The sequence below is a fragment of the Clostridium tetanomorphum genome (assembly GCF_017873215.1).
GTDB classification, from domain to species: domain Bacteria; phylum Bacillota; class Clostridia; order Clostridiales; family Clostridiaceae; genus Clostridium_AO; species Clostridium_AO tetanomorphum.
In genome coordinates, this window is the sequence record NZ_JAGGKA010000010.1 from 75,612 (window position 1) to 102,251 (window position 26,640).

The 26,640-nt window shown below is 27.5% G+C and carries 18 protein-coding genes; 16 read left to right on the forward strand and 2 right to left on the reverse strand.

Features of this window, described 5'->3' with window-relative positions; translation table 11 throughout:
- Window positions 1-25: 25 nt before the first annotated feature.
- The 13 genes from J2Z24_RS11135 to J2Z24_RS11195 all read left to right on the forward strand — a co-directional run bounded on the left by J2Z24_RS11135 (window position 26) and on the right by J2Z24_RS11195 (window position 18,994).
- Window positions 26-2,365: a hypothetical protein gene (locus J2Z24_RS11135; protein WP_035144550.1), complete on the forward strand. Its 2,340-nt coding sequence runs from the start codon at window positions 26-28 to the stop codon at window positions 2,363-2,365.
- Window positions 2,366-2,398: 33 nt separating this feature from the next.
- A complete protein-coding gene (locus J2Z24_RS11140; RefSeq protein ID WP_035144549.1) occupies window positions 2,399-3,661 on the forward strand; it encodes a vWA domain-containing protein in 1,263 nt (420 codons plus the stop codon).
- 29 nt (window positions 3,662-3,690) lie between these two features.
- Window positions 3,691-4,338, forward strand: coding sequence for a hypothetical protein (locus tag J2Z24_RS11145; RefSeq protein ID WP_035144547.1), 648 nt, complete (start codon window positions 3,691-3,693; stop codon window positions 4,336-4,338).
- 174 nt (window positions 4,339-4,512) lie between these two features.
- Window positions 4,513-5,787: a TRAFAC clade GTPase domain-containing protein gene (locus tag J2Z24_RS11150; RefSeq protein WP_035144546.1), complete on the forward strand. Its 1,275-nt coding sequence runs from the start codon at window positions 4,513-4,515 to the stop codon at window positions 5,785-5,787.
- Entirely contained in the window at window positions 5,784-6,947 is a 1,164-nt protein-coding gene (locus tag J2Z24_RS11155) for a GAP1-N2 domain-containing protein (protein ID WP_173680188.1), read from the forward strand. Before J2Z24_RS11150 ends, J2Z24_RS11155 begins: the two co-directional genes overlap by 4 nt.
- A gap of 288 nt (window positions 6,948-7,235) precedes the next feature.
- Window positions 7,236-8,966, forward strand: a complete 1,731-nt coding sequence (locus J2Z24_RS11160; RefSeq protein ID WP_035144544.1) for a pyridoxal phosphate-dependent decarboxylase family protein — start codon at window positions 7,236-7,238, stop codon at window positions 8,964-8,966.
- A gap of 313 nt (window positions 8,967-9,279) precedes the next feature.
- A complete protein-coding gene (locus J2Z24_RS11165; protein WP_035144543.1) occupies window positions 9,280-10,803 on the forward strand; it encodes a BCCT family transporter in 1,524 nt (507 codons plus the stop codon).
- Between the two features lie 331 nt (window positions 10,804-11,134).
- Window positions 11,135-12,190 carry a carbamoyl phosphate synthase small subunit gene (locus J2Z24_RS11170; protein ID WP_035144542.1) on the forward strand — a complete coding sequence of 352 codons (1,056 nt, stop codon included), beginning with the start codon at window positions 11,135-11,137 and terminating at the stop codon, window positions 12,188-12,190.
- 94 nt (window positions 12,191-12,284) lie between these two features.
- Complete coding sequence (carB, locus tag J2Z24_RS11175) at window positions 12,285-15,491, forward strand: carbamoyl-phosphate synthase large subunit (protein WP_035144541.1); 3,207 nt, start codon at window positions 12,285-12,287, stop codon at window positions 15,489-15,491.
- A gap of 197 nt (window positions 15,492-15,688) precedes the next feature.
- Window positions 15,689-16,609 (forward strand): M15 family metallopeptidase, encoded by a 921-nt coding sequence (locus tag J2Z24_RS11180; RefSeq protein WP_035144540.1) that lies wholly within the window; start codon window positions 15,689-15,691, stop codon window positions 16,607-16,609.
- A gap of 18 nt (window positions 16,610-16,627) precedes the next feature.
- A complete protein-coding gene (locus tag J2Z24_RS11185; RefSeq protein WP_035144539.1) occupies window positions 16,628-17,743 on the forward strand; it encodes an amidase domain-containing protein in 1,116 nt (371 codons plus the stop codon).
- Window positions 17,744-17,892: 149 nt separating this feature from the next.
- A complete protein-coding gene (locus J2Z24_RS11190; protein ID WP_111947542.1) occupies window positions 17,893-18,573 on the forward strand; it encodes a serine/threonine-protein kinase in 681 nt (226 codons plus the stop codon).
- 148 nt (window positions 18,574-18,721) lie between these two features.
- Window positions 18,722-18,994, forward strand: coding sequence for a hypothetical protein (locus J2Z24_RS11195; RefSeq protein ID WP_035144151.1), 273 nt, complete (start codon window positions 18,722-18,724; stop codon window positions 18,992-18,994).
- Window positions 18,995-19,082: 88 nt separating this feature from the next.
- On the opposite strand, the gene J2Z24_RS11200 is transcribed toward J2Z24_RS11195, so the two are convergent.
- Window positions 19,083-20,633, reverse strand: coding sequence for a PAS domain-containing protein (locus J2Z24_RS11200; protein WP_035153054.1), 1,551 nt, complete (start codon window positions 20,631-20,633; stop codon window positions 19,083-19,085).
- A 320-nt stretch (window positions 20,634-20,953) separates the two neighbouring features.
- Here J2Z24_RS11200 and J2Z24_RS11205 point away from each other — a divergent pair, with 320 nt between their 5' ends.
- Together J2Z24_RS11205 and adhE are read left to right on the forward strand one after the other, a co-directional pair.
- Window positions 20,954-21,436, forward strand: coding sequence for a hypothetical protein (locus J2Z24_RS11205; protein WP_035144148.1), 483 nt, complete (start codon window positions 20,954-20,956; stop codon window positions 21,434-21,436).
- A 390-nt stretch (window positions 21,437-21,826) separates the two neighbouring features.
- Window positions 21,827-24,421 carry a bifunctional acetaldehyde-CoA/alcohol dehydrogenase gene (gene adhE / locus J2Z24_RS11210; RefSeq protein ID WP_035144147.1) on the forward strand — a complete coding sequence of 865 codons (2,595 nt, stop codon included), beginning with the start codon at window positions 21,827-21,829 and terminating at the stop codon, window positions 24,419-24,421.
- Between the two features lie 140 nt (window positions 24,422-24,561).
- On the opposite strand, the gene J2Z24_RS11215 is transcribed toward adhE, so the two are convergent.
- Window positions 24,562-25,794, reverse strand: a complete 1,233-nt coding sequence (locus J2Z24_RS11215; RefSeq protein ID WP_035144145.1) for an aminopeptidase — start codon at window positions 25,792-25,794, stop codon at window positions 24,562-24,564.
- Between the two features lie 198 nt (window positions 25,795-25,992).
- Here J2Z24_RS11215 and J2Z24_RS11220 point away from each other — a divergent pair, with 198 nt between their 5' ends.
- Entirely contained in the window at window positions 25,993-26,619 is a 627-nt protein-coding gene (locus tag J2Z24_RS11220) for a protease complex subunit PrcB family protein (RefSeq protein ID WP_051593068.1), read from the forward strand.
- Window positions 26,620-26,640: the final 21 nt, after the last annotated feature.

Here is a 26,640-nt window from a genome sequence, read left to right on the forward strand (position 1 = left end):
TTAAATATGTTCAGGAGGAATTTATATGAATGATATATTAACTAATTTTACCCATACTTACTCCTTAAATATGGATAGAAAAATTTTCAGTAAAGATGCTCAAAGAAATTTGCAAAGTCCTATACTTTTTGTGTTTGTAGGAGATGCTGTTAGTTCTGCTGTGTCGGTTATTAATAATATAAAAGATAAATGGAATAATGGAGAAGGAATAATTTTTGTAAATATATCTACTAAAGATATAGAAGATAGTATGAACATATTTAATTTTCAAATTCCTATTGAATGTGAAGATAAAAAAACTTTAAGAAAGAGTATAAGAGATAAATTTTATAGTAATAAAGAACTTCTTCAAAAATTCAATAAAAAATTAACTACAGTAAGAGATAATATGTTAAGTTTTGGAGAATTGTTTAATTCTTTTGAAAATCTCAGTATCTCTGTGATTACAAGAGCAGATGATCCTTTGAATATAATACTTCCTGAAATATCCATACTTACAAAAAAGAGAATGATGGAAGTATTTAAGAGTTCTATAATGGATTTATATGTACTTGTAAAAGAGCAAAATTTAGAAGATGAATTTTATTCTAAAGTTCTATCTGCTAGTTTTTTTAGAGAAGTTGAATATATACAAAAAAAGGATTTTAAATTCAATGAAAATATAGCTATTTATGGAGAAGGAAGAGAATTGCCTGTGGAGGAAAATGGTCCTATATTTTATTTAACTTATTTGTTGGAAGAGAAGAATGAGAAAGGGTTAATACCTAAAAATTCCATGGAAAATAATTATGAGATAGTATCTTATATAAGTCTTTTAAAGAACATAGGTATAGAAGGAGAAACTTATTCAGATATAGAAAATCAATACTATGATAATGGCAGATTTAAAGTAAATATAAAATCAACTTCATTAGAAAATGAAAAAAACATTTATTCAACGGGAGGACTCTCTAAGGTAAAAAGACCTAATGGAGCTATTGCAGCTACAGTTACTAGAGCAGTTTACGAAAATGTATTAAATAAAATGAAATACTTTTCTAAAAAACATAAAGATTTTGTAGCAGAAATTTTAAAAATAGATGAATCTAGCTTACATTCGATGGTAGAGGACTTAATGCCACAAACAGTAAAAATAGCTGATATGATCAGTATAATGACACAAAAGGTAAAAAATGAATTTTATAGACTTACCGTAAGGGAAAGTGAAGAAAGCTTATATGAAAATAGGTGTGAAGAATTTTTTAAGCAAAATTTTATTTATGGATCCGAAAAAAATTTATATAATATGAAACTTGAAGATAAAGTGGAAGGGTTGATAAAAGACTATATAATAAGTAACCCCAAATTAGGAATTTATTGTGCCTGGTTATGGACTTTGGAAGAAGGAGAAGGAATAAATTACATAAGGCAATATAAAAATTTAATTGAAAAAAATATTGAGAATTTAAATAGAAATATTGAAAATACATATGAAAATAAGGCGTTAGATGGATTTAATATTAAAAGTATATTTTTTAAGGATGAAAAAATCAAAGAAGTAAAAAATAAAATATTTTATATATACGAAATGAAAAAAGAAGTGTTAAAACTACAGATAATGAAAGAAATTCTAAGTAAATATGAAAAAATTTTATTTAACATTAATGGAGACATTGAGAAATATATAAAAGAATTAGAAGAAATTAAAAAGTTATTAAAGGACTATGAAGATGATATAACAAAAAGTGGAGATGAGTATACAGGTCAGAATATAAAGGCTTATTATGAGAATTTAGTAAATGACATAATAGTCCATATAGAAAATATTCAAGGAGAAGCTTTTTATTTTGATGATAAATATATTGGAAGTATTCATAAGCTTTTGATAGAAGGAAGAGAACAGTTACTTGAAAAGGTTATTCAATTTTGTAGTAAGTATATTTTATCTAATGAAGAATTTTATAAACCTTTTGAAGAAGAATTTAATAAAAGAGCTAATGCAGATGTAATGGATTCTAGTAATAATGTACTTTCTAAGGAAGAACTTTATAGAAAACTTCTAAATATACTTGATGATAATTCAGCTATTAAAGCTTATATAATGAATTATGATGTAAGAGCATATGAAGAAAAATATTTTTTTGGAGATTATGAAAGTAGTTTTATGAAATATGCTTTTAACTTTGATAGAAATATTAGAAATTATAAAATTGGATATATACATGAAAAAAGAGCTAGTGGTATAGAAAAACTTAGTTTAATGGGAGGTTTTACGGCTAAAGATGTAGTTTATATTAAAAACGCTTTTGAATGTTATGATTACTGTTTAAAAGAGGGATATAAACTACATGGAATAGATTATAATGAACTTCCAAGTATTATATAGAAATTTTAATATTTAAACATGGAGGCGGGGTTTTTGGTAGAAAAGCGAATAAATTTAACTATGGTAATAATGAGTTTAATTGGAGGAGTATTAGGCTTCATTATAGGAGAGGTTTTATTACAACATTATAGATATAAACTTCCTAATAGTATATTAATTGGATTATACTTTGGCATATTAGCTTTTTGTATAGGAATTATGTGTCTTATAGCAGAAGTAGTACATCCAAGATTAAATGGATATGCATGGAAAAATAATTATTTAAAAACTTCTGTTAAGTTCTTAATTCCATGTACTTTAATTTCTATATTTGTAATAGGAATGATTTCTCAAATAATATATGGAATGAATATAGGTAAGTTTAAAAATATAAATGATGTAGTAATGCTTTTAGATACTTCTGGAAGTATGAAAGAAACAGATTCAGAAAATGAAAGGTTTAAAGCTACATTAAATTTATTGAGTAATATGCATGAAGACAATAGGGCTTCTATATATAAATTTGATGATAAAGTAGAAAAAATATTACCTATGACTGAAGTTTCACCTAGTGTGATAGAGGAAGTAGAAGAAAAGCTTAAGCTCTATGAAAAGCCAGGTGGAAATACAAATATAAATGAATCCCTTAAAAAGGCGTACGAGGAAATAGAAACTACTTCAAATGCTGGAAGAGGTGCAATGATAATTTTACTTTCAGATGGGGGAGACAATTTTAATCTTGATTCAGAATTTAAAGATACTATGGAGCCTATTATAAAAGAAGAGATACCAGTATATACTATTGGTATGTCCAATGGTAATGATTTTTCTATGTTAAAGAAGATATCAAAGGAAACTGGAGGAACCTATTACAATGTAAAGGATGTAAAAGATTTAAAGAATGTATTTTATAAAATATATAATGATAGACAGCAGAGACTTTTAATAGATAAAAGAAATGGTATTTTTGAAGGAAAAACAGTATATATTTTTATGAGAATTTTATTAATTACTATAATTGGATGCTGTATAGCTTTATCTGTAAGTTTTGTGTTTGATAATAAGAATTTACTTAAAAGTTTTATAATAGGAGGAGTTATATCAGGAATATTATCAGGATTAATAATTGAATATGGATTTTTACATTATCCAGGACTAGGTATGTTATATAGATTTCTAGCAGATTCTATTATAGCCTTAACTTTTGCACTTATTCCTGCAAAAGTGGATATAAAGGATTATGCTAAAGCTACATATTCTCATAGTAGAAAGAGATCTATAGAAGATGAAAATAAAATTATAAATAAATTTGATTGATTTATAACACCTTTAAAAGGGGGATTCTAGTGAAAATAGAAGAAGTAAAAGAGGAATTTAATAAGATAAGTGGATTAAATTATATTTTGGATAAAGATAAGTTCACTATAAGATGGAAATGGCCTAAAGATATAGATATAGTATATATACTAAAAACAGATGATATAGAAGGTTTTTCTATAGAATATCTTGAGGATAAATACTTAAAGTTATACACAAAGGAAGAATATAACGAATTTAATGGCTATGTTGAAACTATAAAAGAAATAAAGCAATATAAATTTTTCATATTTTCGGCTAAAGAAATAGAAGATGATATTTCTCTTTTTAAACAACAGAACGGAGAAAATGAGATAATTGTTAGCACAGGAGTACCTAATATATATTATTATGTAAATGAAGTGAAAAGCATTAAAAGCTTTTTCTCAAAAGAGAAAACTGTTCAAATCATAATTAATTCAGATGTAGATTTAAAAAAGGATGTTTTGTGTTATGTAAAAAAGAAAGGTTCCTATCCTATTAATAAAAATGATGGTATACAATTCGATTTTATTTGTGAAATTTATTCAGGTGAAAACATTATGCCTGAAATAATAATATCTAAAGACGAATATATAAAAGTTTTTATAAAAGATATAGATAAATATGGTAGTGCATATAATCTTAAGCAAAGATAAACTTAATTTAGAAGAAAAATATTTTTAATTATTAATGATTATATAATAGTAAAAAAATTAGTAAACAAGGTAATATTTACAGTTAAGTGGAATATGGAGCATTTGGAATTATAGTTATAGAGAATCAAGTAGTTTGGTGAAGAATAATTTAAATGTGAAAGGAGGGAGTAGTTAATGGGTCTTTTTAATTTTTTCAGAGGAAATAAAAATGAAAATAATGACTATAAAAAGGCAACTTATGAAAAAGGACCTTTTATGATAACATGTCCATTTTGTTTTAAGAAATTTAAGACAGATCAAGTAGTTTTTAGAGCATCCCACTATGAAAATGGAGATCCTGAATATGAAAAGAATGTGGATGAACTATTAAATGAATATAATAAGAAAGTTGGAAAAGGTATATTAGGAGAAATAAACCCAATAATTATTCCTAAGGGACTTCCAGAAAAAAATAAGGTTAGAGTTGATGGGGGGCTTATAGAAATTAGGGATAAATATGATATAGCAACAAGTGAAAGGCTTTGTCCGTTTTGTCACAATGAACTTCCTATAACTTCAGGAAGAGGACCTTCAAAAATTATTTCTGTTGTTGGTGCTTCTCAGGTTGGTAAGTCTGTTTATATGACTACTCTTTTATATGTACTGGAGAGATATAGTTGTCAGAGAATAGATGCATCTCTTATTGCAGGAAGTTCTTTATATAATGATGAAATAAGGGAAAATCAAGAAAGGATTTTTGAAAAAAATTTAATGCTAGATCCTACTCCTAAACAGCATGTAGAACCTTTAATAGAAAATATGAAATTTAGAGATGATAAGATAGCTCCAATTACGTTTATTTTTTATGATATTCCTGGTGAAGGAATGACAGATAAAGATTATATAGAAAAACATGGTGAGCATATTAAAAACTCTGATGGAATAATATTTCTTGTAGATCCATTACAGATGAAAACATTAAGAAAAAAGATAAGTCTTATGAATAAAGAATTTAAGGGAGATTTTACACAAAAATATCAGGAACCTAAGGATATAATTGTATATCTTTTTGAAAATTTTATATCTAAGCAATCAAAAGAAAAGACTAATATACCTACTGCGGTAGTAGTTACTAAAAGTGATATGTTAAAAAACTTAAATGATGAAGAATATATAAATAAAAGTAGTAATATTTTTAGAAACTATGAACATAAAGAATTATTTAACCTAAATGAGTTTGAAAACATAGATGGTGAAGTTAGAAAATTTTTATCTAAAGCGGATGCTCCTTTTAAAAGTGCTATGGATACTTATTTTGAAACTACTGGATATTTTGCAGTATCATCTTTAGGATGCAATCCTCAGAACTTAAAAATAGATGGAAGTAGTAGTATAAATCCTCTAAGAGTGGATGAACCATTTTTATGGCTACTTTATAGGATGAACTATTTGGACGGGGGAAGGCAATGATACAACAACATTATTACACAAGAGATAAAAGAGGAGTATATAGTGGCACTCCTGGATATGATACTGTAGCCAAGAGCATAAATTTAGAAGATGATTTTATATTAAATATAATTCATAATTTATGCTTTTATGATCCACCAGCTATTCTAGCCGGTGAAGAAGATATTACAAAGTATCCGAAATCATTATTTTGTATAAATACAGAAGATAATAGAATGATAATAGGACAATCGGTTTTTGCAGGAAAGGATTATACTAAGGGAAGAAATAGATATTTTACTCATAATTATATAATACCAAAGGATAAAAGAGAAAATTATATAGAAGAACCAGATAAAATAATTTATCTAAATGATTTTGTAGATAATTATGATATAGCAAAAGGAAATATTATTCCAGAAATTTTAGAAACAATGTATGATTCAAATATAAAGGACAAACTATCTATTGATGAGATGTTTAATAAAACAGGAATGGATAAGGAAGCATTTAAAAAACTTATTTTAGCTTCAATTAATGCAGGTTTATACAAAAAGAAAATATATATAATTTTAAATTGTGAGCTAATCAATTTAAATAATCTATCTAAACAGGTATTAACATACTTATATAGATGTATTCCGTTTCAAATAAGAAGGGAAATTGGATTTAGCACTTATATGAAGGAGCCTAAGAATAAAGATTTTATAAATATTATATTTTTGCCTAAAGATAGTATAAAGAGACTTACAACAGAGATAAAAGCTGGATATGTATTTGACTTTGCAGATAAAAATTTTTATTTAGAGAATCTATATATAAAAGAACATTTGTTTATTGATTTTGTGATAAACAATATAAATAATTTGAATATACTAAAAGAATTTTTTGAAAAAATAGATAAAATTCAAGTGAAACATAAACTAAACATTGAGGAATATGATAATATTACCCATTTTATTCAGCATAATAGTGATAATTTTACCATTGAAAATATAAGACAAAAATATGAAAAATTTTTAAATGATAATAATAAACAAAGTAATTTAAATAAAAGATTATGTGAAAATGAAAAAGATATATTCTTCAAAGAAAATATTGAAACTAAGAGAAAAGAGAACTGTAGTTGTTTCGATAAATTCATAAAAAAAATTAAGGAATTTATACATAGTGAAGATTAGTATATATTTTAACTATGAAAGAAGCAATTATATATATTCATATTGAGAGATAAAAAATAGAATAGATATTTAAAGATGTGAATTTCCTTTTATTAGAAATCCACATCTTTTCTTTTAAACAAATATATTTTTGTTGATTTTACGGAATTTATTGAATTTTAACTGAAAAAATTCAATAAAAATGAACTTTGAAAAAATATTATAAAGTATTATAATATATATGGAAAATATTATAGGATTTATAGAAATATTTTTAAAGTAATTATTAATTTGAAAGTGGGGATAATAATGGAACAAAAAAATGAAATATCACGTTGGGAAAAGGTTTTAAAAGAAAAAGTACAACCAGCTTTTATGGCTCCATGGCAAGAAAAAACTAAAGAAGAAGAATTTAAAGATATAGTCAGAGAGAGTCTTCGTAATATTAATTCTTTAAAAGGTGATAGAGGAAACAAAAGATGTTTTTTAGGAGAGCCTAAATGCTCCATGAAAAATAAAGATGATATTATTAAAGTAAAAAATGAAGCGAAAATATCAGAAGAATCAAATGATATTAAAGATGTTATGAAAGAAGCGTCACATTATTTTAATGGTATGTTTAATTTAGTGCATCCTCAATCTATGTTTAATGTAGTTCCACCTGCTGCAATTCCATCAATTGTAGGGAATTTAATGGGAGCTATGTTTAATCCTAATTTAGTGGAACAGGAATACTCCGGTAATGTAGCAGCTCTAGAAATAGAAGTTTCATCTATGATATCAAAACTTATAGGGTATGATCCTGTAAAATCTGCAGGACATTTCACTTTTGGAGGTACAGGGGCATATTTATTTGCTACTAAGTTAGCATTAACTAAATGCCTAGGAAAAGAGAGTAGATTTAAAGGTATAAGGGAAGATGCTCAAATATTAGTATCTAAAGTAGGACATTATGCCGTGAAAAATTGCAGTGATTGGACAGGTCTAGGAATGAATAACATAAGAACTATAAATATTAATGAAGACAGTTCAATGGATATTAATCATTTAGAGCAGGTTATGGAACAGTGTCATAAAGAAAGAAAACCAATAGCTATGATTATTGCAACTATGGGAACAACAGATGCTTTTGGTGTGGATAATATAAAAGAAATTGAAGAAGTTTGTAATAGATTTGTAGAAAAATATAATTTAGAAAAAAGACCTTTTATTTATGCAGATGCTGTTATAGGATGGGCATGGAGCATGTTCAATTCTTATGACTTTAATTCTAATCCTATGGAATTTTCAAAGGATACTTTAGAAGCTATAAAAGAATGTAAAGAAAAAATAAAATATCTTAATTTAGCAGATGCTGTAGGAGTAGATTTTCATAAAACAGGATTTACTTGTTATAATTGTAGTATGATTTGCATAAAAAATGCTGATGACTTAGAAATGTTGAGTAGAGATAAGGAAGAAATGGCTTATTTATATCAATTTAGCGCTTATACACCAGGAGAATATACACTAGAGTGTTCTAGGGGAGGAAACTATGCTCTTGCAGCTTGGTGTAATTTAAAATATTTTGGATTAGAAGGATATAGAGCCATTTTAGGTAATCTTATAGAATCAGAAAAAGCTCTACGAAACGTTATAGAAGATGAACCTTCTATGGTTTGTATAAATGAAAGAGATCACGGATTTGTAACTTTATTTAGAGTTTATCCTAAAAAGTTAAGTATTTTCTCAAATTGTGAAAATTTTGCCAAGAATCAATACGAAAAAGAATTTGAAGATACAGCTTACAAAGAAGAATTAAGAAAATATAATGATTATCAATTTAAAGTGTCACAAGAACTTCAGAGAATGTTATTTGAAGAAAATGGACCAGCATTGAGCTTTACAAGTGAATTTAGATTAACACCTTATGGAGAACCTATAGCTGCTATAAAAGCTTATCCAATGTCACCATATATGGGGAGATGCGAAAAAGAATTAAAAGAAAATATAATAGAATATATATTGAAAGCTGCAGAAAATGTAGACAAAGACTATTAATTTTAAATATATTCTAATATAATTCCCTAGGGAATAAGTACTGTCAATACTATTGAATTTCAATAAGTTTTGATAGTACTTTTATTTTTTAAATAAAACATAGAAACCATAAGGGGTTTTAATATATTTATAGTAAGATAAACTAAGATTTATGCAGTTATGTACCTTTTTAATCTTATTTTTCTTCTAGAGATAATAGAATACATAAATTACACATTTTACAAGTAAAAACTTTAATGTTATAATAAAGTTGTCGAAAGTAACACACTAAAAATAAAAATGAAGTTGTTACACGAAAGGAAGTAGATAGTGGATGATAGAGAAGATTAAAAAGGACAAAGTGTTTTATATTTCTAGCATTACTTTAACAGCAGTCATGATTTTTGCTTTTTTTAATATTGAAATATTTAGTAAAATAGCCAAAAGTACCCTTGATTTGCTATTAAATAAGTTTTATTGGTTATATTCTGGAGCTATGTTAAGTTTTTTTATTTTCTGCATTTGGGTGGCATTCAGTAAGTATGGGAAAATAAGATTAGGAGATGACAATGAAAAGCCTGAGTATAGCTTCATATCATGGCTTTCAATGTTATTCTGCGCAGGAATGGGAATGGGACTTGTGTTTTGGTCTATAGCAGAACCTTTAACCCATTATGTATATCCAGATAAAATATCAGGATTTACTGAAGAAGCTAAAATGTTTGCACTTAAAAAGGTATTTTTACATTGGGGAACCTCTGCTTGGGGATGTTATGCAATTCTTGCATTGATATTAGCCTATATGCAGTTTAGAAAGAAAAAACCAGCTTTAATGAGCAGTGCTTTAATTCCTATTATAGGTGAAGAAAGAGCTAAAGGAACACTAGGAAATATAGTAGATATTTTTACTATATTTGCAACAGTGGCAGGAATTATTACATCATTAGGACTTGGTACTCTACAGATTAATGCAGGATTAAATTATTTATTCAATATACCTGAAAATATTAAGATTAAATTATTGATAATAGGAATAGTTACCATATGTTATATGACTTCTGCTATATCTGGAATAGATAAAGGAATACAGACATTATCAAATATAAATATTTTTATTGCAGCTTTTATGATTATATTCGTTTCAATAATAGGTCCAACTCCAGAAATCTTTAAAAATCTATTTAGAGCATTAGGAATATATGGAAAGGAAGTATTGACTACTAATAATAATATATTTTTACATGGTGGATGGTATAAAGATTGGACATTGTTCTATTGGGGATGGTGGATAGCTTGGGCACCTCCAGTTGGAATATTTATAGCAAGAATTTCAAGAGGAAGAACTATAAAAGAATTTGTACTTGGAGTTTTAATGATACCTTCATTGTTATGCTTTATATGGTTTGCCATATTTGGTACAGTTGGATTTAATGTGGACAAAGCTACTATATTAACAGCTATACAAAAAGCTGATACTGCATTTTTTATTGTTATGAGTAAATATCCATATAGTTTATTAATTAATATTCTTGTTATGATACTATCTTCTATATTCTTTATAACTTCTGCAGATTCATCTACTTTTGTTTTAGCTATGTTATCTTCAAAAGGAAATCTAAATCCTAAGAATTCAAGAAAAATTGTTTGGGGAATACTTCAAGGAGCTTTGACTATAGCATTTTTATTAGCAGGTGGATTAGAAATGATTCAGACAGCATCTATATTGGCAGCATTTCCTTTTGCATTTATAATGTTGTTTTCTATGATTTCTTTTAGAAAAAGTCTAAGGGAAGAGGATGAAATATTAGAATTAAAAAGTAAAGAAAAAGTAGTAAATGCTAAGTATAAATTAGGATAATAGTTGATTTATAAAATTCAGTCTTGACATATTGAATTTTATAAATTACAATTAAGCATAGAAAAGCTGAAGTTAATAATACACTTTTAATTTGGTCCTGAGAGGCCAGAAAGAGGTATGATGATATGAAAAAGATTTTTTGTTGTGCGAAAAAAGTTATAAATAATTTTAAAATGAATTTAAGAGAAGTTTTTTTAATACAAAGGATAGTAAGGAGATTAAATTTTTTAATTTAAGGCTCCTTGTTATCCTTTGTTTTTTAACCTACATTAATAGACAAAACCTTTATAAAGTGTATTTTAGCTATCAGAATTTAAAGGAGGTCTATTATATGAAAGCAAGATTAATATTAGAAAATGGCATAGTTTTTGAAGGAAAAGCTTTTGGCTACTTAAAAGAAAGTGTTGGAGAAGTAGTTTTCAACACAGGTATGACAGGATATGAAGAAATTCTTACAGATCCATCCTATTATGGTCAAATCGTTACAATGACATATCCCCTTATAGGAAATTATGGTATAAATTTAGAGGATATGGAATCAAACTCACCAAAGGTTAAAGGATTTATAGTTAGGGAAAAGTGTAATTTTTCTAGTAATTTCAGATCAGAATTAGAAATATCAGATTATTTAAAGGGAAATAAAATAATTGGCTTAGAAGGAATAGATACTAGAGCTTTAACGAAAATTCTAAGAAACAATGGAACTATGAAAGGAATAATTACTCTAGAGGATATTTCCTATGAAGAAGCTTGTAGAAAACTAAATAATTTTTCTAATAAAGAGGCAGTTAAAAATGTTACTACTAAAGAAACATATAAAATAGAAGGAGAAGGAAAGCATGTAGCTATTATGGATTTTGGTATAAAAGGTAACATAATAAGATCCTTTATAAGAAGAAATTGTAAAGTAACAGTTTTTTCAGCAAATACTACAGCAGAGAAAATTTTAGATGTAAATCCAGACCTTGTATTTCTATCTAATGGTCCTGGAGATCCTGAGGATTTACCAGAAGTTATAGAAAATATTAAAAAATTAGTAGGTAAAAAACCTATAGTAGGAATTTGCTTAGGACATCAGCTTTTAGCACTAGCACTAGATGGAAAAACTGCAAAATTAAAATTTGGACATAGAGGAAGTAATCATCCGGTTAAGGATTTAAAGGAAAATAAAGTGTATATAACTTCTCAAAATCATGGATACTATGTGGAAACATTGCCACAAGATATGGAAGTAACTCATGTAAGTCTTAATGATGGAACAGTAGAGGGAATGAAACATACAAGGTTACCAATATTTTCAGTTCAATTCCATCCAGAAGCGTGTCCAGGCCCTAAGGATAATGATTATATTTTTGATAAATTTCTTAGTTACGCAGAAAATAGATAACAGAGAATAAAGGGCAGAGTATAGAGAAAAGAGCACATAAACTGTAATCTGTTAATTGTTAACTGTAAATTCAATTAAACGGGAGGTAGAAATTATGCCATTAAATAAAGATATAAAGAAAGTTTTAGTTATAGGATCAGGTCCAATAGTTATAGGTCAAGCAGCGGAATTTGATTATTCAGGAACTCAAGCTTGTGAGGCCTTAAAGGAAGAAGGAGTAGAGGTTGTTTTAATAAACAGTAACCCAGCTACTATAATGACAGATAGAGAAGTAGCAGATAAGGTTTATTTAGAGCCTTTAACAGTAGAGTTTGTAGAAAAAGTTATAGCAAAGGAAAGACCAGATAGTCTACTTGCAGGTATGGGCGGACAAACAGGACTAAACCTTGCAGTAGAACTTTATGATAAAAAAATACTACAAAAGTATGGTGTAAATGTAATAGGAACTTCTATAGAGTCCATAAAAGAGGGAGAAGATAGAGAACTCTTTAGATCAATGATGAATAGAATAGGAGAGCCTGTTATTGAAAGTGAAATAATAACTGATATGGAAGCAGGGAAAGCCTTTGCAAATAAAATTGGATATCCAGTTATAGTAAGACCAGCTTATACTTTAGGAGGAACTGGTGGCGGAATAGCAAAGGATGAAGAAGAATTAGAAACAATTCTTTCCTTAGGTCTTCAATTAAGTACTATAGGCCAAGTACTTCTTGAAAAAAGCGTTAAAGGTTGGAAAGAAATAGAGTATGAAGTAATGAGAGACAGCTTTGGAAACTGTATTACTGTATGTAACATGGAAAATATAGATCCTGTAGGAATTCATACAGGAGATAGTATTGTAGTAGCTCCAAGCCAAACTCTTTCGGATAAAGAATATCAAATGCTTAGAACTGCTTCAATAAATATAATAAATGCAGTAGGTATAGAAGGAGGATGTAATGTGCAATTTGCACTAAACCCAAATTCTTTTGAATATGCAGTAATAGAGATAAATCCAAGAGTTAGTCGTTCTTCAGCCTTAGCTTCAAAAGCTACAGGATATCCTATAGCAAAGGTAGCAGCAAAAATAGCTTTAGGCTACGGATTAGATGAAATTAAGAATGCAGTAACTCAAAAAACTTATGCTTGTTTTGAACCATCATTAGATTATGTAGTAGTTAAAATTCCAAAGTGGCCTTTTGATAAATTCCAGGAGGCAGATAGAGTTTTAGGTACTAAAATGATGGCTACAGGTGAAGTTATGGCCATAGGAAGTAACTTTGAAGCAGCCTTTTTAAAGGGAATAAGATCTTTGGAAACCGGCAAGTATTCTTTAGAACATAAAAAAATTAAAGATTTAACTATAAGTGAATTAAAGAAGAGAGTTATGTCACCAGATGATGAAAGAATATTTGCTTTAGCAGAAATGCTTAGAAGAGAGTATAGAGAAGAAAAAGTAGCGCAAATAACAGGTATAGACAAATTTTTTATAAAGAAGTTTAAAAAAATCGTAGAAGAAGAACAGAAATTAAGAGGAAGTTCTGTAGATGATTTAGACAAAGAGTGGTTGTATAATTTAAAGAAAAAGGGATTTTCAGATAAAGCTATAGGAGATATGTTAAATGTAAGTCCTGAAAATATATATAGATTAAGAAGTATATGGAATATAAAACCGGTCTATAAAATGGTAGATACCTGTGGAGGAGAATTTGAAGCATTATCACCATATTATTATTCAACTTATGAAAGTTATGATGAAGTAGAAGTTTCAGATAAAAGGAAAGTCATAGTTATAGGTTCAGGACCAATAAGAATTGGACAGGGAATAGAGTTTGATTATGCTTCAGTTCATTGTGTAAAAGCTCTTAAAAACATGGGAATAGAAACTATAATAATAAATAATAACCCAGAGACTGTAAGTACAGATTTTGATATATCAGATAAATTATACTTTGAGCCACTAACAGAAGAAGATGTACTAAATATAATAGAGAAAGAAAATCCTTACGGAGTAATACTTCAATTTGGAGGGCAAACTGCTATAAAGCTAGCTAAGTTTTTAAAAGAGAAAAATATAAAAACCCTTGGAACTACTTCAGATCAAATAGATACAGCGGAAGATAGGGAAAAATTTGATGAGTTATTAGAGAACTTAGGTATAGCAAGGCCTAAAGGAAAGGGAGTATGGTCTATTGAAGAGGGACTAAAGGAAGCAGAAAAACTAGGTTTTCCAGTACTTGTAAGACCTTCCTTCGTACTTGGCGGACAAGGTATGGAAATAACTCATGATGAAAAAGAGTTGGTATATTATCTAACTCAAGCTTTTGAAAAGGATAAGAAAAATCCAATTCTTATAGATAAGTATCTAATGGGAAGAGAAATAGAAGTAGATGCTATATCAGATGGGGAAGATATTCTTATACCTGGAATTATGGAACATTTAGAAAGAGCAGGAGTACATTCAGGAGACAGTATTACTATGTATCCAGGCCCAAATTTAACTAAAGAAATAAAAGAAAAGGTTCTACAATATACTAAAAAACTTGCATTAGGAATAGGAATAAAAGGTATGATTAACATACAATTCATAGAATTTAAAGGACAGCTTTATGTAATTGAGGTTAATCCAAGGGCTTCAAGAACTGTACCATATATAAGCAAAGTAAGTAAAGTTCCTATAGTAGATATAGCCACAAAGGTAATGCTTGGAGAAAAGTTAAAGAATTTAGGTTATGGTGTAGATATATATAAAGAACCAGAATTAATTTCCGTAAAAGTACCTGTGTTTTCTACTCAAAAACTTCCAAATGTAGAAGTATGTTTAGGACCTGAAATGAGATCTACAGGAGAAGTTTTAGGAGTAGGAAAAACTATAGAGGAAGCTTTATATAAAGGATTCTTGGCAGCAAATATGTATACTAAAAAAGAAAAAGGAGTTATACTTGCTACTATAAACGATCATGATAAAGAAGAGTTTTTACCTATAGCTAAAGAATTAAGTAAGCTAGGATTTAAATTTATGGCTACTGCAAAAACAGCAAAACTTTTAAAGAATGAAGGAATAGAAGTAAAAGAGGTTAGAAAATTAAAGGAAGAACATCCAAATATCATAGATGTAGTTAAAAATGGAGAAGTGGATTTAGTAATAAACACTCCAACTAAGGGAAATGACTCAAAAAGAGATGGATTTCATATAAGAAGGGCAGCCATTGAAAGAAATATAGGAGTGATAACAGCATTAGATACATTTAAAGCTATGGTAGAAGTTAAAAGTAAGTGTATAAAAGAAGAAGAATTAAGAGTATATGATTTAGGAAAATAGAATAAAATTAAAATAGGGAAAATCTAATTTGGATTTTCCTTATTTTTTTGAAAAAATAGGAAAGTTTTATATGACATTAGTTTAATTTGATATTATAAATAAATTTATCCACACATATAATTTAAATCCCTGGTAAATATAATAAGAAGAAGATTTATTATAAATTCATACATAGGTTTAGAGAGGTGAAATAGATTATGAAAAGAATAGTTTCACATATAATAGTATTTTTTTTATTAATTAGTCCAATATCTTTAGCAAGAGCAGAAAATACTATAAATAGAGATAACGAATTGTATGAAATAAATATGAAACGAGATTTATTATGTTTAATGATGGCGTATCCAGAACATATTACCAATATTCAATATAAAGATGGATCGGTATATTTAGTGATGAAATCTGGAACAAAAATACTTTATGATGATAAAAGACAAAAGAATTTTCATGAGAAGTTGGCCAATCCAGATTTACAGGATATGATGGAAGAAATTTATCCACTATCGCCGGTAACAGGATTAATGGATGAGAATTTTGATCCTGGTCGTTATAGAGTTTATTCTCTGTTAAAAGATGTATATGGAAGTTCAAAAGGAGAAATAGAAAAAAACCTTACAGGAGTGAATTGTGGATATAAAAATTATCTATTTAACTCTAATAATAAGGCGGCAGAATCTTTAAAAAATGTTATGGAGGAACTTATACCTTTGGCAGGTAAAAATATACATGTACAAAGATGTTTATATCCTACTAATGGTACTTATAATTACCGCGTAATTTCAGGAACAAATAGATTAAGTCCTCATGCTTTTGGAATAGCTATTGATTTAGCTAGGGATAAAAGAGACTATTGGAAGTGGGCGTCTAGAGAAGATGGAGAAAAGAGGCTACTTGATTATTCTAAAAAAATGGTAGAAATATTTGAGGAAAATAACTTTGTATGGGGAGGAAAGTGGGGACATTTTGATATACTACATTTTGAATATAGACCTGAAATTATTATAAAAGCTAAATATTTTACTAATAAAGATAATAATGATTTGTGGTATGAAGGAGCACCTTTAAATGATGTTTCTGTGAAGAATTATATAGAGAAAATAAATGAAGTATTAAAATAACAAAAGGGGAAGAGTACTATGAGTTTATATAAAATAAAAAAGAAATATTTAAATTTTTTAAAAATCATGGTATGTATCATTATAGTTTTAATAATACAGCAATTCGCATTAGGAAAAGCAACAACTTCAAATAATTACTCTGAAGACGAAATTACTGAAGCTATAGAACATATATTTGAAAATAGAAATAAAGCAATGTTAATAAGAGATTTAGAATTAATAGAATCTATTTATGACACTAATACTAAATATGGAACTTGGGCTTATGAACATGAGAAAAAGAAAATGCAGTATATTCATAATTGGGAGCAAAAGCAAGGGGTAAAATTTATTGATATAATACCCAAAGTAGTAGTTAGGAAAATTAGCAACAATAATGAAAGAATTTCTGCTAATCTTTTATGCTCTACAGAATACAAATATATATATGAAGATAAACCAGAAGTTGTTAACAGCTCTAGAATTGGTACTTATCATGTTTTACAATTAATAAACAGAGACGGTATATGGTTAGTAACTAAAGAATGGTATAAAGATCCCTTTGCAGATTCACTGTCTTTAGATAATTTAAAATTTGATGCTATAAAACAACACATATTATCTCAGGAAGGAAGAGATGTTTTAAATATTAATAAAAGACGAATAGATTCTATGGAATATGCAGAAAAGTTTTGTGGAGCGGCTACGGAAGAAAAATATGGATTTAAATATAATAAAAAATATAGAGATTACAATTCACAGGGAGGAGATTGTGCAAACTTTGCATCTCAAATATTATTTGAAGGAGGAAAGTTTAGGAAAAATTCCATATGGAATTATGATGGTGGAGGAGCATCGGCGGCTTGGGTTAATGCAGATAGATTTAAAGAGTATATGTTAAATAGTGGAAGAGCTTCCGTGATTGCTTATGGTGGTTATGAAAAAGTATATAAAGCTTCCTATAAACTTTTACCTGGAGATTTTGTAGCATATGAAAAAAAAGGTGATATTACCCATATTTCTGTAGTAACAGGAGCTGATTCTAGAGGATATTCTTTAGTAACTTGCCATAACACAGATAGAAATAAAGTTCCTTGGGACTTAGGATGGAGTAATAAAAATATAAAATTCTGGTTAATACGTGTTCATTATTAATTTTTTTTATACCCTATAAAATTAAAAAAATAAGTTGTATATATATATGTTAAGATAAGTGTTTAAGCTTCAGTTAGGGGAAATCTTCTTTCTGAAGCTTAATTATTGAATAAAAATAAATAAAACTTTATTACAATAAGAGGTGGAATATGTATAACAGCAAATATATTTTAGGAGAAGGAAAGGAATTAATAAAAGCGTTACCAAAGGAAGAGTTTGGAACTGTCTATATGGATCTAAAGTACATAAAAGGACAAACCATTCAGAAATATGTGTGTAAAAATGAAGCTTTAGATACAAAAGATATATATAATATTATATCAGGTATATGTCATATAATAGAATATTTGGATGATTTAAATCAGACTATTTCATATAAGGATTTAAATCCTAATAAGATAATAATAACTCCAAATAATAAAATATTTATAGTAGATATTGATATGTATAAAAATGATAATATGGTTAATGACAAATATAAAGCTATAAATAGTATAGGTAAAATTATGTATTTTATGGCTACAGGTAAAATGCCATTTACAGATTTAGAACCTTTGGTAAGTGAAAATTATGGAAATAATATAGATTATAATTTAAAAAGAATAATTCAAAAATGCTTTGAAATAAATATAAGTAAAAGATATGTTTCTATAGAAGAATTGAATAGAGAGATTATAATAGAGTTATTAAAGAAAAGCAAACAAAGAGAAACTATAGATGTAAGTTATTTAAATAATAATATACATAGAGAAGAACATACTAGAAGGAAAAATTCCAACAAAATCACTATAAGAGGAGTTATTATGAATTTATTATCTTTTATTCAATAAAAAAAAGTAAGAAATAAGTATTATTAATAAAAAATAAGTATAAATATATTGAAAATTATATATATTTAGTATATAATTAAATTGAAATAAATTTTCAACATAAGTAAAATTATTACATTATCATGAATAGTTAAGGGGGAATGGGAAAATGAAAAATGTAAATGAAATAGTAGAATTAATAAAATCAGGTAAAGTTAACTTAGAACTTATAGATGATCGTGTAACAAATCAAAAAAAACTTGAAATGGTAGATGGAAGTGGTTTTGAAAAATTATGTGAATTTAGTGATGAAGAATATTTTAAAGCATTATATAAAAAAGATGAAAAATATTTTTATGCAGAAAGACAATATTGTGCCGATAATGCATTTACAGGTTCTTGTGAACTTCAATATGATAAATTGTATGAAGTTGAAGTGTAATTATTTATCTAGCAGTGTAGTATTTAGTATAAGATAAATAAAAAATATCCATTGAATATTAGATTCAATGGATATTTTTTTACTATATTTAAATTGCTTTATGCTTAGTTATATCAACTATAATACCATCCCATAATATGCTATCATCATTCATTTTAGAGGGAATTGAATCTAATTGAATCCATTTAATATTGTCATTAATCACTATTCTACCAGTCCAATTTAATGAAGTTAAGTTTTCTTTGGAAAATTGAAAAGCTTTTTTAAAGTTATCTAAATCTTCATTATGAATCTTTTCTAGGAAAAGATTAGGATTGGTTTTTAAGGCTGTTGGAGTTATATTAAATATTTTAATTACTGCTACATTTACATAGGTGAATGAAAGTTCACCTTGGGAAGAAAGACAAAGTTGAAAAATCATTCCAGGAATATTTTGTGTTATAGTAGTATATTTTTGATTAGTTTCATATAAGGAATTTTTAATATTTTTTTGTACTGTAATATCTTCTCCTAATACAATAAAGTTTGATATTTCATTTTTTTCATCAAAAATAGGAGAAATTACTGCTGATTCCCAATAAGATTCACCATTCTTTTTTATATTTAAAAATTCACCACGCCAAGTCTTTCCGGAATTTATGGTAGATAATAAATAATTATATTCGTAGGAAGTAGTTTCTTTTGGTTTCAATATTTTTAAGGGAGTGCCTAATACTTCTTCACAAGAATATCCTGTGACATCTGAAAATCTAGGGTTTACATATTCTATAGTACCTGACTTATCTGTTATAGCTATTGAGGTATAGCTGTTTTCTATAGCTTTTTTGAATTTTATAAGTTCTTTCTCGGCTATTTTTCTATCTGTAATATCTTCTATTTGAGATATAATATAAATGGGGTTATCTGAATCATTAAATATTGCACAACCAGAAATTTTTCCAAATATAAGTTGCCCGTTTTTAGAAACATATCTTTTTTCTAGAGAAAATTCCGAAATCTCTTTACTGCAAATTAGTTTTAAAATTTCATTAGTTTTTTCTATATCATCATTATAAGTAAGATCTTGTATTTTCATATTTGATAATTCTTCAGGTGTATAATTAAGCATATTAATAAAAGCTTTATTAAATTTAAGCAACTTACCATGTAAGGAAATATGAATTTGGCCAACTAATGAGTTTTCAAAAGAAGACTTATAGAGTCTTTCACTATCACTTAAGGCCAATTGAAATTTTTTATTTTCTGTTATATCTATCATTTTAATTAATATGTTAATAATTTCTCCGGATTCATTAATAATAGGGTTTAAATTAAAGGAAAACCAAAAATCTTCCTTGAAGCTATTGGTTAATTTTAATTGAAAATCTATAGATACACCATTTAGAGCTTTATCTAAATTTTCTTTAAAAAATGGTGAATTGAAATCTTTATGATATTCGAATATATATTGTCCAATTTCTAAATCTTTTTCAAAAATAGATTTTAGATTATTTTTTGATAAAGTATTAAATGTATGTATTTTTAGATATGTATCCAGTATGATGTAATAATTACTGGATGCGTTAAAAATAGACTGTAATTTAGTGTTTCCTAAGATTAAATGGTTTTCTACATTTTGTAAATAAAGATTATTATCCATTAAGCATCCAACTCCTATAATGCAGTTATAATAATTTTTTAAATTATATAGATTTGTAAATCAAATAAGTTGCTAATTAATTTTTTATAGTATATATAGAATAAAAAAATATATCAATGAAATTATACCAATAAATCCACAAAATTTATAGTTCTTTTTTATTTTATTAATTATCGGCTACAATAAATTATTGTTTTATATTCTTTTAAAGTAAATTTATTCTAAAGAACAATATTGGACATATATTAAGAGTTTAAGCTATAATAAAATAAATACAATGTATTATATAGATAAAAATATGATTTCAGGAGATGGTAATATTGTCATATACAGCAATAGATTTGCTAGATAAAGTTATTTATATTAGCGAAAGTAAAAAGGCAATATGTAGCGTTTTTATGAATGAAAAAAGTAAAAATAATAATATTCGCGTGATGATGAATATATTTATTAAAAATTTAAATAAAAGTATACAATATTATAAAAATTTAAAAGAAGAAATTAAGAATTTACCTTTAGAAGAGATAGATTTTGTTATATATGACAAAATATCATTTTTAATAGATACATTTAATCGTAAAGAAATTGTAACAGAATCTATGAGTGCTAAAGATATTTTAGAGTGTTGTTTAAACTTCCAAAAGGATACATTAGCTCTCTATATTGATATTCAAGGAAGATTAATAAAAAATGAAAATGATGTGAAAGCAAAGACTTATAAAATTATTGAGGATATGATAAGGGAAAAAGAAAAATATGTAAAAGATTTGGAAGAGTTTTCTAATAAGTATTTGAAAAAATAGAATAAAGTTTATAGAAAACACTATTAATGGTATTGAAAATAATAATCATTAATAGTGTTTTATTTATAAGAAAATACATAAATAGCTTTGTTTAAAAAATAACAATTATAGAAGGGAAAAATAAGTTTAAATTGTTAAAATATAAACTAATAAACACAATAAAAACAAATAATAATAAGAGTAAATGGATAATAAATGAATTAAATTTAGTGTAAATCCTTTAAAATCGTAATAAAATGTAATTGTAATATTTAAAAGATTGTTATATAATTAACATAATAAATAATTCAATAAATATTGTGATAATATTTATTGAATAAGATTGATAAAAAAAACACAAAGTTTTTGTTAAATGATGAATGTAAAAATAATTAAAAGGAGTGCTTAATAATGAAGGTTGAAAATACTGAGCAATTAATGAAAAAAATTGAAAATGTAAAAAAGGCGCAGAAAGAATTTGCAAAATACAGTCAAAAGCAGGTAGATGAAATATTTAGAAATGCAGCTATAGCTGCTAATGAAGCTAGAATAGAACTTGCTAAAATGGCAGTAGAAGAGACAGGCATGGGAATTATTGAAGATAAGGTTATAAAAAATCATTTTGCATCTGAGTATATATATAACAGATATAAGGATTCAAAAACCTGTGGAGTTATTGAAAGAGATGAATCATTTGGTATTTGCAAAATTGCAGAGCCTAGAGGAGTTATAGCAGCAATTATTCCTACAACAAATCCAACATCAACTGCCATATTCAAAGCTCTTATTTCGTTAAAAACCAGAAATGGAATAATATTTTCTCCTCATCCAAAGGCAAAGAAGTCAACTATTGCAGCAGCAAAGATAGTATTAGATGCGGCAATTAAAGCCGGTGCTCCAAAGGAAATAGTAGGCTGGATAGATGAACCATCTTTAGAACTTTCCCAAATGCTTATGCATGAGTGTGACTTAATACTAGCTACAGGAGGACCAGGTATGGTTAAAGCTGCCTATTCTTCAGGTAAACCAGCTATAGGAGTTGGGGCAGGAAATACTCCAGCTATTATAGATGAAACCGCTCATATAAAGATGGCAGTCAATTCAATAATTATGTCAAAGAGTTTTGATAATGGGGTGGTATGTGCTTCAGAACAGTCAGTTTTAGTAGCAGAGGAAGTATATGAAGAGGTTAAGGAAGAATTTAAAGAAAGAGGAGCATATATATTAAAAGAAGATGAAGTAGATAAATTGAGAAAGATAATATTGGTAAATGGTGGAGTAAATCCTGATATAGTTGGACAATCTCCTGTAAAAATAGCAAATCTTGCAGGAATTAAAATTCCAGAAGATAGTAGAATTATAATAGGAGAAGTTCAATCAGTAGAAATAGAGGAACCTTTTGCTCATGAAAAGTTATCGCCAATACTTGCTATGTATAAAGTAAAAGATTTTGATGAAGCATTAGATAAAGCAGTTAGACTTATAGAAGATGGAGGAAAAGGACACACATCCGTATTATATACAAATACGGTAAAATCTCAAGATAGAGTAGAAAGATTCAGTATGACTATGAAAACAGGAAGAACAATAATAAATATGCCTGCTTCTCAAGGAGCTATGGGAGATGTATATAATTTTAAATTAGAACCATCACTAACTTTAGGTTGTGGTACTTGGGGTGGAAACTCTGTTTCGGAAAATGTTGGAGTAAAGCATTTAATAAACATAAAAAACGTAGCTGAGAGGAGAGAAAATATGTTGTGGTTTAGGGTTCCTGAAAAAGTTTATTTTAAATATGGTTGTCTTGCCATGGCGTTAAATGAACTAAAGGATATGAATAAAAAGAGAGCTTTCATAGTAACAGATAGAGATCTTTATAAGCTTGGATATGTAGAGAAAATTATTAAAGTCTTAGAAAGTATAGGTATTGATATTAAAGTATTCTTTGATGTAGAACCAGATCCAACATTAAAAATAGCAAGAAAAGGCGCTGAAGAGATGAGAAGTTTTAAGCCTGATACCATTATTGCACTAGGTGGAGGATCACCTATGGATGCAGCAAAAATTATGTGGGTAATGTATGAGCATCCAGATGTAAAATTTGAAGACCTTGCTATGAGATTTATGGATATAAGAAAAAGAGTATATAAATTCCCTAAGATGGGGCAAAAGGCTATGATGATTACAATACCAACTTCTGCAGGAACAGGATCTGAGGTTACTCCTTTTGCAGTAATTACTGATGAAAACACAGGAATTAAGTATCCACTTGCTGATTATGAACTTACGCCACAAATGGCTATAGTAGATGCTGAGCTTATGATGAATATGCCAAAGTCATTAACAGCAGCTTCAGGTATAGATGCTTTAACCCATTGTATAGAGGCATATGTATCAGTAATGGCTTCTGAATATACTAATGGATTGGCTTTAGAGGGTATTAGACTTATATTTAAATATTTGCCTGATGCTTATAAAGATGGAGCCAACAATGAAAAAGCACGAGAAAAAATGGCACATGCATCTACTATGGCAGGTATGGCTTTTGCTAATGCATTCTTAGGTGTATGCCACTCAATGGCTCATAAATTAGGAGCTACTCATCACATATCCCATGGACTTGCCAATGCATTGCTTATTAATGAAGTTATAAGATTTAATGCAGTAGATAATCCGCGAAAACAGGCTTCTTTTCCACAGTACAAATATCCTAATGCAAAATGGAGATATGCAAGGATTGCAGATTATCTACATTTAGGAGGAAATACAGAAGAAGAAAAAGTAGAACTTTTAATAAAAGCCATTGATAAGCTAAAAGAAAAGATAGATATACCTTCAAGTATTAGTGAAGCTGGAGTTTCGACACGAAAGTTTTATGCTACTTTAGATGAAATGAGTGAACAAGCTTTTGATGACCAATGTACAGCAGCTAATCCAAGATATCCACTTATAAGTGAAATTAAACAGATGTATATAAATGCTTTTGGAGATAAGCCTGAGCAATAGAATTTTTCAATTAAATTATTTTAGCCCCATAAGCTGTTTTATAGAAAAAGCTTATGGGGCTAATTTGAGTATGTTTAAAATACTTCATAGACTAAATTAAATTTTTGTATAAATTGAACATAATAAATAAATTTAAATGATTAGAATGCCCAGTTTCCATCTATGAATACAGGTAGTTCTTTTCCATCAGCGGTAATGCCAATAATTTGAAGATCTTTTGTTCCTACCATAAAATCTTCATGGACTATGGAATTATTAACCCCTTTAGTAAATAGTTCTTCTTCATTGAAGTTTTTACTATTTTTTAAGCATACAGGATATGCTTTCCCTATAGCAAGATGACAAGAAGCATTTTCATCATAAAGGGTATTAAAAAATATTATATTTGAATTTGAAATTGGAGAGTTAAAAGGAACTAAAGCTACTTCTCCAAGATAGTGAGACCCTTCATCTGTATTTATGAGATTTTTTAGTGATTCGTAACCCTTTTCAGCTTTAAAATCAATGATTTTTCCATCTTTAAAAGTAAGAGAGAAATTTTCTACTAAATTCCCATTACAATTTAATGGCTTTGAGCTTACAACATTACCATTAACACCAGTTCTTAATGGAAGGGTAAATACTTCTTCGGTGGGTATATTAGCTATAAATTCTATACCTTCTGGGGTATAATCCGCTCCACCTAACCATATGTGATCTTCTGGCAGTTCTATCTTTAAATCTGTTCCAAGAGTATTTTTATAATGTAAGAATTTAAATTTATTAGAATTTAAAAAATCTAAACTTTTTTGTAAGTTTTTTTTATGTTCTTCCCAAGCAACTACAGGATCATTATTATCTACTCTTACTATTTTAAATATATAATTCCAAAGTGTTTCTATAGCTTCATTTTCCTCTAAATTAGGAAATATTTTTTTTGCCCAAGCTTTAGTTGGAATAGATATAATAGACCAAGTGTTTTTATTACTCATGAGTCGCTGACTATATTCTTTTAATGCTAATCCTCTTGTTTTTTGCCAAGTACTAATGATTTCAGGATCTATATCTTTTAAAAGTTCAGGGTCTGAGGCAGATATACTTAAAAAGGCTGCATCACATTTTGCATAGGATATGTAAAATTCTTTTTGCCACTGAGGCATCTCTTCAAAGACTTCTTTTGGTGCTTTTGAGAATCTTATTTTGTTAAATAATTCATCATTCCAATTTATCACTACATCTTTAGCTCCTTCTTCATAGGCTATTTCAGCTATTAATCTGGTGAAGTCTGCACATTCAATAGGTGAAGAAATAACAAGGGTTTGATTCTTTTGTATATTTACACCTACCTTAACTGCAAGATGAGCATATTTTTTTAAAACTTCATTATTATTCATTTTCTTACTCCTTTCATTTTAGATATTACTATATAATAATTAATTAGTTCTAAGATTTAGATAAAATTTTACCATATAAATTATATTATAGATATATTTATAGAAATTTATAGAATTTTTTTGAAGCAAATTTAAAACATGTATCGTCTAATATAGTGAAAAGGAAAATATAGCTAAAATTTAAAGGAGGAATTAAACATGAGGAGAAAAGTCATAGTAAGCTTAGTAGCTATTATTTCAATTACGTCTACCATAGCTATAGCGCCAATAGTTTCTGCAAAGGATGAGATAAAAGCCATACCTATATCCCATTCGTTGATAGAAAAAGAAGATGAAAATCATAATCTGGTTATATGTCCAGCTAAATTAGGTGATTCAGTAGAATATGATAAGATATTTGGACAAGGCATTCCAAAGGAATTTAATGAAATTATTGAGGCTTGTAAGTATAATAAAGGATATTTACAGTATAGACAAAAAGATTCTTCTGATATATATGTTGCTATACTTGGAGGAGAAAAGCCAAATCCAGCTTATGGAATAGAAGTGAAAAGTGTTGAAGAAAATAATGGTACAATCAACATAAATGTAGAAGAAATAATTCCATCGCCATATATAAAAATAGCTCAAGTTATATCATATCCATATACTGTAATAAAGATTAAAGATACGGGAAATAAAATAATAATTAGAGATAATTTGGGTAAAGTTTATAAAGATAGTAGATTAAGACATGAAGAAAATGATATTATAAAAGAAAAGGAGAATAATTTAAATAATTTTATATTTAGAGGATTGCTAAATATATTTTTACCAATTAAATAAGAACAATTAGTAACAATATAG

Excerpts from the sequence above, each read along its gene's own strand:
- J2Z24_RS11135 (WP_035144550.1), top strand. The coding sequence starts at position 26 with ATGAATGATATATTAACTAATTTTACCCATACTTACTCCTTAAATATG.
- J2Z24_RS11150 (WP_035144546.1), top strand. The coding sequence starts at position 4,513 with ATGGGTCTTTTTAATTTTTTCAGAGGAAATAAAAATGAAAATAATGAC.
- J2Z24_RS11155 (WP_173680188.1), top strand. The coding sequence starts at position 5,784 with ATGATACAACAACATTATTACACAAGAGATAAAAGAGGAGTATATAGT.
- J2Z24_RS11160 (WP_035144544.1), top strand. The coding sequence starts at position 7,236 with ATGGAACAAAAAAATGAAATATCACGTTGGGAAAAGGTTTTAAAAGAA.
- J2Z24_RS11165 (WP_035144543.1), top strand. The coding sequence starts at position 9,280 with ATGATAGAGAAGATTAAAAAGGACAAAGTGTTTTATATTTCTAGCATT.
- J2Z24_RS11170 (WP_035144542.1), top strand. The coding sequence starts at position 11,135 with ATGAAAGCAAGATTAATATTAGAAAATGGCATAGTTTTTGAAGGAAAA.
- carB (WP_035144541.1), top strand. The coding sequence starts at position 12,285 with ATGCCATTAAATAAAGATATAAAGAAAGTTTTAGTTATAGGATCAGGT.
- J2Z24_RS11180 (WP_035144540.1), top strand. The coding sequence starts at position 15,689 with ATGAAAAGAATAGTTTCACATATAATAGTATTTTTTTTATTAATTAGT.
- J2Z24_RS11185 (WP_035144539.1), top strand. The coding sequence starts at position 16,628 with ATGAGTTTATATAAAATAAAAAAGAAATATTTAAATTTTTTAAAAATC.
- J2Z24_RS11190 (WP_111947542.1), top strand. The coding sequence starts at position 17,893 with ATGTATAACAGCAAATATATTTTAGGAGAAGGAAAGGAATTAATAAAA.
- J2Z24_RS11195 (WP_035144151.1), top strand. The coding sequence starts at position 18,722 with ATGAAAAATGTAAATGAAATAGTAGAATTAATAAAATCAGGTAAAGTT.
- J2Z24_RS11200 (WP_035153054.1), bottom strand. The coding sequence starts at position 20,633 with ATGGATAATAATCTTTATTTACAAAATGTAGAAAACCATTTAATCTTA.
- adhE (WP_035144147.1), top strand. The coding sequence starts at position 21,827 with ATGAAGGTTGAAAATACTGAGCAATTAATGAAAAAAATTGAAAATGTA.
- J2Z24_RS11215 (WP_035144145.1), bottom strand. The coding sequence starts at position 25,794 with ATGAATAATAATGAAGTTTTAAAAAAATATGCTCATCTTGCAGTTAAG.
- J2Z24_RS11220 (WP_051593068.1), top strand. The coding sequence starts at position 25,993 with ATGAGGAGAAAAGTCATAGTAAGCTTAGTAGCTATTATTTCAATTACG.